The 13070-nt window shown below is 68.6% G+C and carries 13 protein-coding genes, 1 tRNA gene and 1 pseudogene; 5 read left to right on the forward strand and 10 right to left on the reverse strand.

Translation table 11 applies throughout. The features are described from left to right. Positions 1–61 precede the first annotated feature (61 nt). Positions 62–1468 (forward strand): sigma 54-interacting transcriptional regulator, encoded by a 1407-nt coding sequence (locus QHF89_RS45425; RefSeq protein ID WP_136970399.1) that lies wholly within the window; start codon positions 62–64, stop codon positions 1466–1468. Positions 1469–1471: 3 nt separating this feature from the next. Here QHF89_RS45425 and QHF89_RS45430 read toward each other — a convergent pair whose 3' ends face one another. After that, positions 1472–2305, reverse strand: coding sequence for a LysR family transcriptional regulator (locus tag QHF89_RS45430; protein WP_136970398.1), 834 nt, complete (start codon positions 2303–2305; stop codon positions 1472–1474). 85 nt (positions 2306–2390) lie between these two features. On the opposite strand from QHF89_RS45430, the gene QHF89_RS45435 reads away from it, so the two are divergent. Beyond that, positions 2391–3110: a TSUP family transporter gene (locus tag QHF89_RS45435; protein WP_284721798.1), complete on the forward strand. Its 720-nt coding sequence runs from the start codon at positions 2391–2393 to the stop codon at positions 3108–3110. A 122-nt stretch (positions 3111–3232) separates the two neighbouring features. Continuing rightward, positions 3233–3307 (forward strand) — tRNA-Thr (locus QHF89_RS45440). A gap of 45 nt (positions 3308–3352) precedes the next feature. Here QHF89_RS45440 and QHF89_RS50295 read toward each other — a convergent pair. The 3 genes from QHF89_RS50295 to QHF89_RS45450 form a co-directional block, all read right to left on the reverse strand. Further along, on the reverse strand, positions 3353–4015 hold the full coding sequence (locus QHF89_RS50295) for a tyrosine-type recombinase/integrase (protein WP_136970450.1): 663 nt from the start codon (positions 4013–4015) through the stop codon (positions 3353–3355). After that, positions 4012–4398, reverse strand: coding sequence for a hypothetical protein (locus QHF89_RS45445; protein ID WP_136970396.1), 387 nt, complete (start codon positions 4396–4398; stop codon positions 4012–4014). Before QHF89_RS45445 ends, QHF89_RS50295 begins: the two co-directional genes overlap by 4 nt. 72 nt (positions 4399–4470) lie before the next feature. Continuing rightward, positions 4471–5061 (reverse strand): hypothetical protein, encoded by a 591-nt coding sequence (locus QHF89_RS45450; protein WP_136970395.1) that lies wholly within the window; start codon positions 5059–5061, stop codon positions 4471–4473. Positions 5062–5338: 277 nt separating this feature from the next. Between QHF89_RS45450 and QHF89_RS45455 the strand changes: the two genes are divergently transcribed. Then, complete coding sequence (locus QHF89_RS45455; RefSeq protein ID WP_284721799.1) at positions 5339–5497, forward strand: hypothetical protein; 159 nt, start codon at positions 5339–5341, stop codon at positions 5495–5497. A 65-nt stretch (positions 5498–5562) separates the two neighbouring features. Here the strand turns inward: QHF89_RS45455 and QHF89_RS45460 are convergent, their stop codons facing one another. From QHF89_RS45460 to QHF89_RS45480, 5 genes are all read right to left on the reverse strand, one after another. After that, complete coding sequence (locus tag QHF89_RS45460; protein WP_136970394.1) at positions 5563–6135, reverse strand: DUF3575 domain-containing protein; 573 nt, start codon at positions 6133–6135, stop codon at positions 5563–5565. 144 nt (positions 6136–6279) lie between these two features. Beyond that, entirely contained in the window at positions 6280–7428 is a 1149-nt protein-coding gene (locus QHF89_RS45465; RefSeq protein WP_136970393.1) for an SPL family radical SAM protein, read from the reverse strand. Positions 7429–7477: 49 nt separating this feature from the next. Further along, a complete protein-coding gene (locus tag QHF89_RS45470) occupies positions 7478–7708 on the reverse strand; it encodes a DUF5989 family protein (protein ID WP_136970392.1) in 231 nt (76 codons plus the stop codon). Positions 7709–7710: 2 nt separating this feature from the next. After that, the gene (locus tag QHF89_RS45475) at positions 7711–9915 is read right to left on the reverse strand and encodes an SxtJ family membrane protein (RefSeq protein ID WP_136970391.1); all 2205 of its coding nucleotides are present in this window, start codon (positions 9913–9915) and stop codon (positions 7711–7713) included. Next, the gene (locus tag QHF89_RS45480; RefSeq protein WP_136970390.1) at positions 9912–11615 is read right to left on the reverse strand and encodes an SGNH/GDSL hydrolase family protein; all 1704 of its coding nucleotides are present in this window, start codon (positions 11613–11615) and stop codon (positions 9912–9914) included. The genes QHF89_RS45475 and QHF89_RS45480 overlap by 4 nt, the downstream gene beginning before the upstream one ends. A 212-nt stretch (positions 11616–11827) precedes the next feature. Here QHF89_RS45480 and QHF89_RS45485 point away from each other — a divergent pair, with 212 nt between their 5' ends. Then, the gene (locus QHF89_RS45485) at positions 11828–12787 is read left to right on the forward strand and encodes a ThuA domain-containing protein (RefSeq protein WP_136970389.1); all 960 of its coding nucleotides are present in this window, start codon (positions 11828–11830) and stop codon (positions 12785–12787) included. 50 nt (positions 12788–12837) lie between these two features. On the opposite strand, the pseudogene QHF89_RS45490 reads toward QHF89_RS45485, so the two are convergent. Continuing rightward, a pseudogene (locus tag QHF89_RS45490) lies at positions 12838–13070 on the reverse strand (P-type conjugative transfer protein TrbL); the annotation flags it as partial.

Raw genomic sequence — 13070 nt, forward strand, 5'->3', positions numbered from 1 at the left:
GCGGATGCATGACGCATTCGAAGACCTCGGGCGCGCGCATGGGCTAGAGTAGGCCCGCGCAATGAACAGGCCCCCGTTCGGAAGTGATCCGTCATCCGGTGTGTCCGTCCTCGGACGCAACTCGGAGACCACGCCGCAGTTCTCGGACCCCGTGATGATCCCGCGGATCGAGCTCTGCGTGGAGCGCGAGGCGGGCAAGGCGACCGAGCGCGTCGTCGTGCTCGAAGGTGAGCTGTTTCGGATCGGCTCGCACGCGAGCAACGATCTCGTGATCACCGATCCGAGGGTGTCGCGCTTTCACTGCCGGATCGCGCGTGGCGTCGGGGGCTTTCGGATCCTCGACACGGGCTCGCTGAACGGCTCGCGGATCGGCGGCGTGCGCGTCCGCGACGCAGATCTGCCGCTGCCCGAGTGCCGGATCGAGCTCGGCGAATCGATCGTGCGGGTGCGCGAGCTTCACGCCACGGCCTCGGCCGACGTGCCCGGGGCGCCGAGCTTCGGCTCGATCTTCGGCGCTTCGCTCGGGATGCGCAGGCTCTTCGAGCTCTTGAAGCGCGTCGCGAAGACGGACGCGAACGTGCTCATCGAGGGCGAGAGCGGGACGGGCAAGGAGCTCATCGCGACGGAGATCGTGCGCCGGAGCCCACGCGCGAACAAGCCGCTCGTGATCGTCGACTGCGGGGCGATCTCGCCGAACCTGATCGAGAGCGAGCTCTTCGGCCACGTGCGCGGCGCGTTCACGGGCGCCGAGCGCAACCGCATCGGCGCGTTCGAAGCGGCCGACGGGGGCACGGTGTTCCTCGACGAGATGGGCGAGCTGCCGCTCGACATGCAGCCGAAGCTGCTTCGCGCGATCGCCTCGCGGGAGATTCGCCGGATGGGCGAGAACCAGTCGCGCAAGGTCGACGTCCGCGTGATCGCCGCGACGAACCGCAGGCTCGAGCGCGAGGTGAACCTCGGCCGTTTCCGTGAGGATCTCTACTACCGGCTCAGCGTGGTCACGGTGCGCGTGCCGCCCCTGCGCGAGCGCATCGAGGACATCCCGCTGCTCGTGAACTGCTTTCTCGCGGCGCTGGAGGCGACGGACAAGGCCCACCTCTTCACGGCAGACGTGCTCTCGGAGATGTCGCGCTACGACTGGCCCGGCAACGTGCGCGAGCTGCGCAACTATGTGGAGCGCCGTGTGGTGCTGGAGACGGAGGCTCCAAGCTTCCGTGATGAGGAGGAAGATGCGAGCCCCTCGTCCGAGCGGCCCGGACCCAGCGCAGGCGCCGTCGATATCGAGGTGCCCTTCAAGACCGCGAAGGACACGATGATCGACCAGTTCGAGCGCGCCTATCTGGCGGCGTTGCTCGCCTGGTCCGACGGCAACGTGAGCCGCGCGGCGCGCAAAGCGCAGCTCGATCGCATGTACCTGCACCGCTTGCTGCAGCGGCACGGGCTGCGGCGAGCGGGCGCGCTCGAATGACGGTCAGCGCTTCGGCCGCGCGGCGCGGCGCGCGAGCAGGAGGTGCCGGAGCGCGGCGGCAGCGGGGGGGAGGCGATCCTCGCCGCGATGCACGATGTGCATGGGGCGAACGATCGGCGTCGCCGGGTGCGGGACCTCGACGAGGCGGCCGAGGGCGAGGTCGTGCTCGACGGCGAAGCGGCTGACGAGGGCCACGCCGATCCCTGCGCGCACGTTTCCTTTCACGGCCGCGATGCTGCCGAGCTCCATGACGACGTCGGCGTCGGGAAAATGCTGGTCGAGCAGGGCGCGTGTCGTCGAGCCCCGGCCGAACGTCACGAAAGGAGCGCCGTCCGCGGGCAGGCCGGGGGCGGCGACGAGGATGAGCTGATCGTCGATCCAGGGCTCTCCTTCTGGATGCGTGACCACGCCGAGATCGATCTCCCCGCGCTCGAGGGCGTCGAGCACCTCGGCGGTCGTCGCTTCGCGAAGGCGAAAGCGTACGCCGGGATGCGTCGCCCGGAACGCCGAGAGCGTGGGCGGCAAGAGGTACGTACACGCCGTCGCGCCGGCGCCGAGCCGTACTTCCCCGGCTTCGAGGCCCTCGACCTCGGCGACGGCCCGCATCGCATCGCCCACGGCCGCGAGGATGTGCAGCGCGCGCGGCAGGAGGACACGCCCCGCGGCCGTCAGGCCGGTCCCTGTGCGATCCCGATGGAGGAGCCGCGCGCCGAACGCTTCTTCGAGCCGCTGGATCGAGGCCGTGAGCGCGGGTTGCGAGAGGTGGGCGTGCCGCGCGGCCCTCGTGAACGTCCCGTGTTCAGCGATGAGGGCGAAGTGCCGAAGGGCATCCAGCATCAGCCAGAGTTATCACGGTGTTCCGAACAATCGATTGGTCCGATGGTGGCCGAGCGCCTACGTCATGCCGCGAGGAGGTGGAGCGATGCTTGCGCTTCTCCCTGTATTCGGGGTTCTGGCCGGTATCCTGACGACGATGGCTGGGCTCGGCGGGGGCATCCTGCTGCTGCTCGGGCTGTCGGTCGTTTGGGGGCCGGCGGCGGCGCTGGCGTCGACGGCGCCGGCGATGCTCTTCGGCAACCTGCACCGGCTCTGGCTTTTGCGGGACGAGTTCGACCGGGGGGTCGCGAAGGCGTTCGCCTGGGGCGCCGTGCCCGGGAGCTTTCTGGGCGGGCTGATGGCGGCGTGGATGCCGGAGGACGTGCTCCGATGGCTGATGCTGGTGATGACGTCGGCGGCGCTCGGCCGGGCGTTCGGGCTGTACACATGGAGGCCAAAGGCGGCGGCGATGGCGCCTGCGGGCCTCGGGATTGGAGCGATCAGCGCGACGGCGGGCGGAGCGGGTCTGCTGGTGGGGCCGCTGTTCATGGCGGCGGGGCTCACGGGCAAGCGGTTCGTGGGCACGGTCGCCGCGGCGGCCGTGGCGCTGCACGCGGGGCGGGTGGCAGCGTACGGGCTCGGCGGGATGATGACGGAGGAGACGGTGGTGCGCGCGACGGTGCTGACGGTGGCGGTGATGGGCGGCAACGTGGTCGGGCTGTGGCTGCGGGATCGGGTGCTCGACGAGCGGCGAGCGGAGCGGCTGGAGCTCGGTGCCCTGGTGGCATGTATGGGGCTGAGCATGTTGGGGGTGGGGAAGGGCTGAGTGAGGGGGCGGGGAGGGAGGCGGTTGGAGGGGGATTGGAGAGGGATTGGAGGGGGGGCGAAAAAAAGACGTTGACAACTGATGCGGAACATGGTTTTTCTGCGCGCCCGTTCGACGGGAACGCCGCCTTAGCTCAGCGGTAGAGCAACGGTTTCGTAAACCGTAGGTCTCGAGTTCAAATCTCGAAGGCGGCTCCAGGCGTTTCTTGGGTGATTCCGCGGGGTTATTGACCGCGACGCCGATCACCCAGACCAGCAAGACCAGACGGCCAGACAGGGCCGTTGCCTTGCTGTTGCCTTAACCCTCGGTGTCCGGGTCAGGTCGGGAGAGGCCCTAAGGCCGGATTTCAGGCCGATTTGCCGCCCTACGGAAGGGCGTCCGGCGTTGCCTTGGCCGTTGCCTTGGGGGTCGCGGTGGGCCAGCCGCCGGGCGGCCTCTTCGAGGTCCGCTTTGAGGAAGTGGACGTACCTCTGCGTGGTCGCCAGGTGCTTGTGACCCGCCATCCGCTGGACAATGTGGACAGGGATGCCTGCGCGGAGCCAGCTGGTGATCGCGTAGTGTCGGAGACAGTACACCGACCACCCGCTCAGGCCCGCCCGCCGGCAGACGCGCTCGAACGCCTGGTCGATCCCGAACTGACCCCACGGCTTGCCGTGGTCGTTCAGGGCGACGTGCGCTTCCCGCGGTCCCTTCCTCACGATGGGAGCGAGGAGCCGGGCGAGCTCCCTGGAGACCGGGATCTCCCGCTGGCCTGTCTTGGGCGTGTGGATCTCGCCGTGTGACCTTTCCGCCGGGACAGGTCGAGGTCGAGATCCGCAGCGGCCTTCCCGTCGACCTTCTCCAGGGGCAGCCCGCCGAACCGCGGGAGCAAGGTGCTCCGGAGAACCGACTCGTAGCCCCTTCAGCTCGTGACCTTCAGCTCGGCCACCATGAAGGTGTCACGGTACTCGGCGACGAGCTCCGCGAACTTCTTCTTGGGCTTCGCCCCGGCACCCTCGCCGAACGGGGCACCGGCAGCGATACCGCTGGTCGATGCCGCCGGCTCGTTCGGCTCGCCGTACTGCGCAATGTTGAGCAGATACCGTTTCTCCTCCGCGCGGGCCGCGGTCAAGGTCTGGACCTCGGCATCTTTGCGGAAGCGTCCGCGCGTGCCGTCCCGTTTCTTGTACTGGATGTCAATCAACAAACGGGTTTCCCCGTATCGTTCGACTTTGCGGACTGCCATGGTCAGGCGCCCCCACCTGCCCACGGGTCCGCTGCCTCGATGCGCATGCTCGACGAGGCGCAAGGTAGCCTTGTCCGAGCAAAGAACGACCGTCCGGGTTTGGCAGAAGATCAAGCCGCACGCTCGAGGAGCAGCTCAGACGCGCTCGAAACCATAGCTGATGCGCTGGTAGCACACGAAGCCATACTCATCCGCCAGGGCGATTGCATCGTCATCGAAGCCTGCGGCACTCACGACGATGACCTCGTCGGGTTTCCACGACGCCGTCTCGTTCTTGCGGACGTCCTCGACAGCGCCCCTCAGCTTCTCGATGTCGAACCGCTTCACCGCGGTCTTGCGGTTTTTACACTCGACCCAGGCGTGGTGCGTACTCCGTTTTCTGCCAAACTCGCCCACGAACAACGCAACCAGAGCAAGGATAAGGATTCCAGAGCTTGCAGCACTCGGCCATATTTTCGCGACGATGCCCTCCGCTGCATGAGTTACCAAAGTGAACTTGTGCGGCATAAAAATCGTGGCCATACCGAGCACAAAAAGCAACATCCCGACGACGCGCAACGCATACCAATACCGCCTGTATCGCTCCCCATGTACATCCACTTCATACGGGCGCGTGGCGACCTCTCCTTTCACGAACTCGCGCTGTACGGTCGTCGTGTAGTGAAGCGCGGACACCATCCACGCAGCGAACGCTCGTTCGAGCGCCTGTCCCTTCTTTCTGGACACGGCTCTCCCCCCTTGGTCGACACGACGCCTCCAAAATCTGTTTGGATGCCAAGGGGGGGCGTCAAGCGCCTACCCACGCTCCGCTTGCTTGGCGTCTTGCAGACTGGACGATGGTCGATCGTTGGAGCGAGGGAGCGAGGTCCGTTGCGAGCTGTCGGTCGAACCGTGGAGGCCGACTCTTCGACTGGATCAATGACGTGTTCCGTCGTTCCCCCCGAAGACCACCGCGTGACCTCGTCAGCACCGGAGATAGGGTCGCCGGCTGAGGCCACTCTCGATGGGGAAGGTTTACGCCCCGCGCGAGGGGCTCACGAAGGGGACGCGGTTCAACTTTGTGAAGATGTACGCTGAGAAGAACGACTCCTTCCGCGACGCACTCCCCGAGCAGGGGCAGCGCGGGAGTGTCGTCCATTCCTGGGAGGATCACTCCTCGTGACGCTCCGGATCAAGTCGCCCTCTCGATGATTCTGAGCGCAGTCCAAGCTCGTTCTCGGCACCGCGTCAGAAGCGGAACCCGACGTTGATATCCACCGTTGGCCCGAAGAGGGAGAACCCGGGGCGTGCCGTCCTCCCCAGGAAGGAAGCGCGGTGATATTGGGCGCCGAGCCCGAGGCCGAGCAGGACGCGATTGCCCAGCATCCACGTCCACCCGGCGCTCAGCCCCGCCGCGAACGCGGGGCCCCAGATCTTCTCCGATTCGACCCTCGAGCGGACCGGGCCCGCCTGCGTGTAGGGTGAAATCCAAAGCCCGCCGGGCGCGCGCCCGAGTGGGTGGAAGAAGATGCGCCCACGCAAGACCATACCGATGACGTCCTCGTCCGGCGTGCGATCGCCGCCGCCCAGACCGAGCACGTTTTGCGTAACCGTCCAAGGCCCATAAAGCCCGGCGGTCGCCTGCACCGTGACGTGACAGCCGAAAACGCGCTGATAACCGGCGTTGACCACGTGCAGCCCGAGGTCCGCGACGACGGCGTTCGGGCGTTCGGCGCACGACGGCTCCTCGGCGTGGGCGGAGCTGGCGATGAGGAGGACTGCGGCGGGAACGAGCAGATCGAGGGCGGTGCGTCGTCTCATACGGCGCAGGAGCGTCGCACCGTTCGGCGTCGATGGGCAACAGGGGCGGCGAGGCGCTTTTCTTCTCCCTTCATGAACCCTTCCCGCAGAGGGATCGGCTGCGCTTCCACGGTGCTTGTTGCTGCGGTCCCGGGGCGTCGCCGTTCACTGCATCAACGTCTGCAGGTCATCGAGCGGATCGATGCAAACGCCGCGCGCCTCGAGCGCGGCCCGCAATGCCCCCGCGGTCTGCTGGTAGAATTCCTCGGTCGCCGCATCGAGCCGACCGGCCGCGTCGTACAGGTGGCGCACGCGATCACCATCGTACATCCGATCGATTCGCACCGCGCGCACCAGCGGCGCGAGCCGCGCGGCCAGCCGCTCGGGGTCCATCGGTAGCACCGGCTGCACCACGGCGACCGTCACACACCCCGCGCGCTGGCACGCCTCGAGCGCCGCGAACCGCTCCTCGATAGGGTCTCCACCGGGCTCGAAATGCTGCCGCACCTCGTCGTCGTCCGTGGGGATCGAGAGGCCCACCAGCACGCGGCGGAAGCGCCCCAGCAGCGCGGCGTCTTCTTGGATGCGCGCGGCGCGCGTGAGCACCCCGGGCGTGAAGCCCGTGTCCACCAGCGCCTCGAGACAACGCCGCGTGATGCGGTACTTCTTCTCCAGCGGCTGGTAGGGGTCCGTCACGATCGGGCTCATGCGAACCAGCCCAGGCGGCAGGGTCGCGACCTCCCGCGCGAGCACCTCGGGCAGGTTGACCTTCACGTCGACGTAGCGCCCCCACGGCAGCTTCGCGCGGCCCTCGAGCTCGCGCGACAGATCGGCGCGGTCGGCGACGTAGCAAAACTCGCAGCCGATCATGCAGCCGACATACGGGTTGAGGTAATAATGCCCCGGCCCCTGCTGCACGAGCGCGCGCTCGACGCGGACCTCGCGCACCTCGCTCCCACGCGTCGGCGCCGGGCGAGGGACCATGGGCAGCGCGCCTTCTCGTCGCCGCACCATCTCGACGAGCTGCCCGACCGCGCGGTGGGCCAACGCGCTCAGCGGCTTCTCGGGATCGAACTGGTGCCGCGCGCACACGTTGAACCGCGACGTCCGCGTGTAGCAGTCGCGCGCGTCGTCGCGGTTCTCGAACTCCACCAGCACCCACTCGTCGCCGCGGACGAGCACGACGCAGACGCCCTGCTCGACGTCCCAGCCGGCCAGGCGAAAGCCACCGGGGGCCGGGCGGGCGTTCAGAAGCGGCGCGAGCAGCTCGCCCACGATCTGGTCGAGCCTGCGAAGAGGCGGTTCATCGCTCACGCTCGGGATGCTACCGGTGCCCACCACGCCCGCGCAATTCCGATGCGGCTCAGAAGAGCGTGTAGATGAGCGGCGAGAGCACGGTGCCCGACAGCGAGAGCACGAGCCCGAGGATCAGGAGGATCACGAGCACGGGCGTGAGCCAAAGCTTGCGGGTCTCGCGCAGGTAGGCGAGGCCGTCCCGCAGCGTGGACTGGCGCGTGGTCCGCGCGGCTTCCTCGAACCGGGAGGGGACGTGGTCGGGGTCGTCCTGTTTTTTCGGAGGAGGTGTCTCGGACATGGTCAATAGAGCCTGAAGTAATGCCGGGGCTCCCGGGGGGTTCGTTTGTCCTTCAAATACGATTCCGCTGCCCGGGCGAAGCGGAGCCCGAGCGGATCGCGCCCCAGGAGGGCGCGCACGAGGGCGATCGGCGCGAAGACGACGAGGTAGACGACGCCGAGCACGATCGGCCCGCTCACGGCGCCGAGCAGCGCGCCGAGCGCCATCCACGCGCGGTACATGGCGCGACCGAGCCCCGGGACGAACGTGCCCGCGAAGAGCGCCGCGCCTGCGAGGGCGCCCGCGGCGAGGTCCTTGGGATCACGCGTGCCTCGCCAAACCGCCGCGCCGGCGACCATGCCGAGGAAGAGGAGCAGGAGCCCGAAGTGGATCCGCGTCCGTCGCGAGGGATTCGCGTCTTCCGGACGCAGAAATCGATCGAGGGCGCGTGGAGGACGAGGGGCCGGTGGTCCCATCGACGCGAGCGCCGTGAGCGCGGCGGGGGACTGCTCGTCGCGCAGGAGCAGAGAGCGCTCGATCACGAGGCCGTCGAGGTCTGTCCGAGCAAAACAGCGGAGCGCGTCCTCCGGCGTGCATACGATCGGCTCGCCGCGGACGTTGAACGAGGTGTTGAGGAGCACGGGGCAGCCCGTGCGCGCGTGAAACGCCTCGAGGAGGCGGAAATACAGGCCGTGGCGCTCCTCGTCCACGGTCTGGATGCGCGCCGAGCCATCGACGTGCGTGATGGCGGGGAGAGCGGGCGCCGCGTCCTTTCGCACCGGGACCACGTGCGTCATGTACGGCAGATCCTCGCCCGGCGCGACCTCGAAGAATCGGAACGCGTGCGCGCGGAGCACCGAGGGCGCGAAGGGGCGGAACCCCTCCCGGAACTTGATCTTGTGGTTGATCGTGTCTTTCATCCCCGCGACGCGAGGATCCGCCAGGATGGAGCGGCTGCCGAGCGCGCGGGGGCCGAGCTCCATGTTCCCCTGGAAGAAACCCAGGACCCGCCCCTGGGAGAGCTCTTCGGCCACACGCCCGACGAGCTTTTCCTCGTCGAGCTCGTGCACATGGAGCCCCCGCCCAGCGAGGGCTGCGTGAATCGCGGCCGCGTCGTGGGCGGGGCCGAGCAGCGAGGCGTGTTGCGCGTCCCTCGCGCGCGCCGCGCGAGGTTTGTCGAGGAGCTGGTGCCATACGAAGAGCGCGGCGCCTGCTGCGCTGCCCGCGTCGCCCGCGGCGGGCTGCACCCAGACCCGCTCGAAGGGACCTTCGCGCTGGATGCGCCCCACGGCCACGGAGTTCAGCGCGCAGCCGCCGCCCAGGCAAAGCGTCTTCGCGCCCGTCTTTTCCGCGGCCGTGCGCGCGAGCCGCAGGAGGATGTCCTCGGTGACGCGCTGGATCGATGCGGCGACGTCCTTGTGCCGCTCTTCGATCGGCGCGCCGGGCGCGCGCGCCGGAGCCCCGAAGAGCCGCTCGAACGCGGGGGAAATCATGGTCACACCGCCGAGCCAATCGAAATAACGCATGTCGAGGCGGAACGACCCGTCGTCCTTGATATCGATCATTCGCTCGCGGATGAGCGCCTCGTAGCGGGGCTCGCCGTAAGGAGCGAGGCCCATCAGCATGTATTCGCCCGTGTTCACCTCGAAGCCGGCCCACTGGGTAAAAGCGGAGTAGAGCAAGCCGAGCGAATGCGGGAAGCGCAGCTCGTGGGAGAGCTCGATCCTGTTGTTTCGGCCCAACCCGAGCGTCGTCGTGGACCATTCACCCACGCCGTCCACCGTCAGGATCGCGGCCTCGTCGAAGGGGGAGGGGAAAAACGCCGCGGCGGCGTGGGCCTCGTGGTGCTCCGTGAACACGAAGGCGCGCGGGAAGCGGCCCTCGAGACCCCGGGCGAGCTCGCGGGGCAGGAAGAGCTTGCGCCCGAGCCAGGTGGGCAGCGCCCTCCGGAACTGGGGGAACGTGAACGGCGCGCAGGAGAGGTGGGTCTCGAGGATTCGATCGAATTTGAGCAGGGGTTTTTCGTAGAACGCCACGTGATCGAGATCCTCGATCCCGATCCCCGCCTCGGCGAGGCAGGCGGCGATGGCCCTTCGCGGGAACGCCTCGTCGTTCTTCAAACGCGAGAATCGCTCTTCCTGGGCGGCCGCGACGAGCTCGCCGTCGATGACCAGCGCCGCCGCGGCGTCGTGATAGAAGGCCGAGATCCCCAGGATCCGCGTGCTCACGGCGCCGTCCGCTGGAAGAGGAGCGGCGCCGTGAGCTCGGAGAGCCGGCGCGCCATTCGATCGTGCCCCTCGGCGTTCGGGTGGGTGATGTCGAGGGCGTCCTTGGGCTTGAGGAAGGCCCGGTGATCTTCACCCCGGAATGCGTCGACCACGCGCCCGGCCTCGAATCCCTGCTCGCGCGCCGCGCCGACGACCTTGTCGTAGACGGCGAGGCAGCTCGGATCGTCGAAGGGCTCCACCAGCGGCAGGGGCGCGACGAGGACCTGGAAATGATGCTTGTCGGCGAGCAAGCGGAGCCGCGAGAGCGACGCGCGCACGACGAGGTCGAACGTGTAGCCCGCGTGCATCTCCTCGAAGAGAAGGCATTTCCGGCGCACCATCACGTTGACGAACTGGAACGCGAAGAAGCTGTTTCCGATACGCCGGTATCCGCCGTTCTGCAAGAACGGGTCGTTCAGCACATAAGCGAGCACCACCAGATCAGGCTCGTACCGCAGGCCCACGCTTTCGAGCAGGCGCACCTCCTGCACGGTGTTGTATCCCTCGCAGGAGACGTTGACGACCTCGACCTTCTGCCCCGCGGGCGCCTTCTGGGCGAGCAGCGCCTCGAGTTGCCGCGGAAAACGACGGCGAAACGGGATGGACGGGTCATTGGGGACCGAGTCTCCCAGCACCACCACGCGGAGCACGCCGGGGGGCTTGGGGACGACGTGCGGCACGTCCCATAACCCATCCTCGGTGACCACGATGCGCTCGCCTTCGGACTCTTCGATCGCGTAGCCGGGCCGGTACGTGTACCGCAAGAGGCCGTCGTTCGACGGGGCGACGTGCTGGTTTCTCACATCTGCCTCCGCGAGTCGCCATTCCATGAGCAGGAGCGTGAGCGGCGCGGCGATGGTCAGCGTCACGAGCCCACGGCGGACCTGGGGCCACCGGACGAACCCGGCGAGCACGAACACGAGCGCCGCCCCCACGACGATGAAATGGAACGGGTCCGGCATGAAGAAATCGGCGTCCGCCGCGCGGATGGCCCAGAGCTCGACCAGCACGACGCTGCCGAGGAACAGGAGGACGGACGCCGGAGGGGCATGGAAACGTTTGTCCGAAGCGACGTCCTTTTTGGAGACATCCCCGACGGAGGCTCGCCGCCTTCGCCAGAGCGTGCTCCCGCCGAGCCCGAGCGCCGCGCCCGCGAGGCCCGTGACGAGCAGCCACGGCCACGCGACCGGGGTTCGTCCCGGCGGACCCGGGGGGCGCACCTCCGGAGGCGGCGGCGTGGGCGGCTTGTCCGGGGGGGTGATTGCGGCGGACGCGAGGAACGTCGCGTCCCGCGCGAGACACGCGCCGAGCGCGTCGAGGGCGCGCCTGCGTGGCTCCGGCTCCGCGTTCCAGTCCTCGAATTGACCCAGGGGGGAGAGCCCAGCCTGGCCCACGCGGCGAAAGGAGCGGCTCCCGTCCCGCGCGATGTCGACCCGGAGCGCCGCCTCGCCCTTCACCTCCACGATCACGTGCGTCAACGACCCCTGATCGGCGAAACAGTCGAATGCCGTGAGCCCGAGGTGCTCGGCGTCGGCGCAGGCCGCGATCCAGGCCTTCACGGGCGGCGCGCACGTGGTTCCTGGCGTTTCCCCCGTCTCCGCTGCATCTGCCGCGCGCGGGAGAAGGAAGAGAATCAGGCACGCGACGAAGGATCGGAGCATGGCGGGGGCTTCGGCGCGCATCTTCGTACCGAACACGTCACGGCTCCCGCGCGTCGAGCACGTTCGCCAGCGGGAGCCGGGCGCGCCGACGGGACCGTTCGGGAGGCACAGCGCGAAAGCTCCCCGGATTTGGCGGGGATGTCAAGCCTCAACTGCCGCTGGGAGCCCTCGTCCTGATTGACATGCTGGCCGATGCCGTCGACGATCGCCGCATGCTGAAGCGTATCTTGTGCATGGGGTTGTTCGTCGGGGGGCTCGTCCACTGCTCGGGGGGCGAAAACGGGGGGCCCTCCGGCCCCGGGGGGCAAGGAGGCGGCGCGGGGGGATCGAGCGCGAGCGCGGGCGGGAACGGCGGCATGAACGCGGGCGGCGGCGGCATGGGAGGCGACGGAGGTATCCTCTTTCCGAGCGGCTCGGGGGGCGGAGGCGGGTCGTGTATGCCGACGAGCGCGGTCGAGACAACGTGCGACGGCAAGGACGACGATTGCAATGGGCGCGTCGACGACGTGGACGTGGGCAAGGACGGGATCTGCGATTGCTTGCGGCTCGGTATCGTCGGCGGTCCGGGCAGCAATCCCTCCTCGAACTTCCAGGCCTGGCTCACGGAGCGAGGCACGAGCGTCGAGCGAACGCACCAGACGCCCGGAGAGGTCTTCGACGCTGCGTTCCTCGACAAGTACGACGTCCTCATTTTTGATCGGCTGACGCGGCCTTACACGGCCGAGGAGGCGAGCGCGCTCGCGGCGTGGGTGGGGATGCGGGGCGGGTTCGTCGCGATGACGGGATATACCGACGCGGAACCTGATTTCTATACGAACACGCTGCTCGCCCCGTTCGGGCTCGCATACCAGCCTGGTCTGTACTCCGAGCCGGTGACGATGTTCGCCGCGCATCCGGTGACGGCGGGGCTCTCGTCCGTGACGTTCCTCGGCGGATACCTGGTCAAGGACCTCGGCGGGAGCGGCGGCACGAGCGCGGCGATCGGGAGCATCTCGGCGGGGCCCGTGGCCTTCGCGCACGAGCGGGGCAAGGGCCGGGCCGTGGTCTGGGGCGACGAGTGGATCGAGTACGACAGCGAATGGCAAGCGCTGCCCGAGATCGAGCAGCTATGGGTCAACATCCTCGCGTGGATCGGGCCCCAGGATAGCTGTCAGGTGACGGTGCCGAAGTGACGGCTCGCTCGTCACCCGCCAAGCCGTAGGTAACGTCGCGCTCGGCGGCGTCAGCCCCTGCGGCGCCTGCGCAGGCCGAGCGCGAGAGCGGCGATCGCGGGGAGCGCGAGGGCCGGGGAGGGGGATCGCGCCGGGGCCGGTCGAAATGCGCAGAGGCCCGGGGAGATGGCCTCACCCTCGGGGGCAGCCGGCGCGCCCCCCGAGTTATCGCCGCCGCCGCCTCCGGTCCCGCCGCCGCCGCCGCTGCCGCCGCTGCCGCCGCTGCCGCCGCTGCCGCCGCTGC

Source organism: Polyangium sorediatum, assembly GCF_029946465.1.
Classification (GTDB): Bacteria; Myxococcota_A; Polyangia; order Polyangiales; family Polyangiaceae; genus Polyangium; species Polyangium fumosum.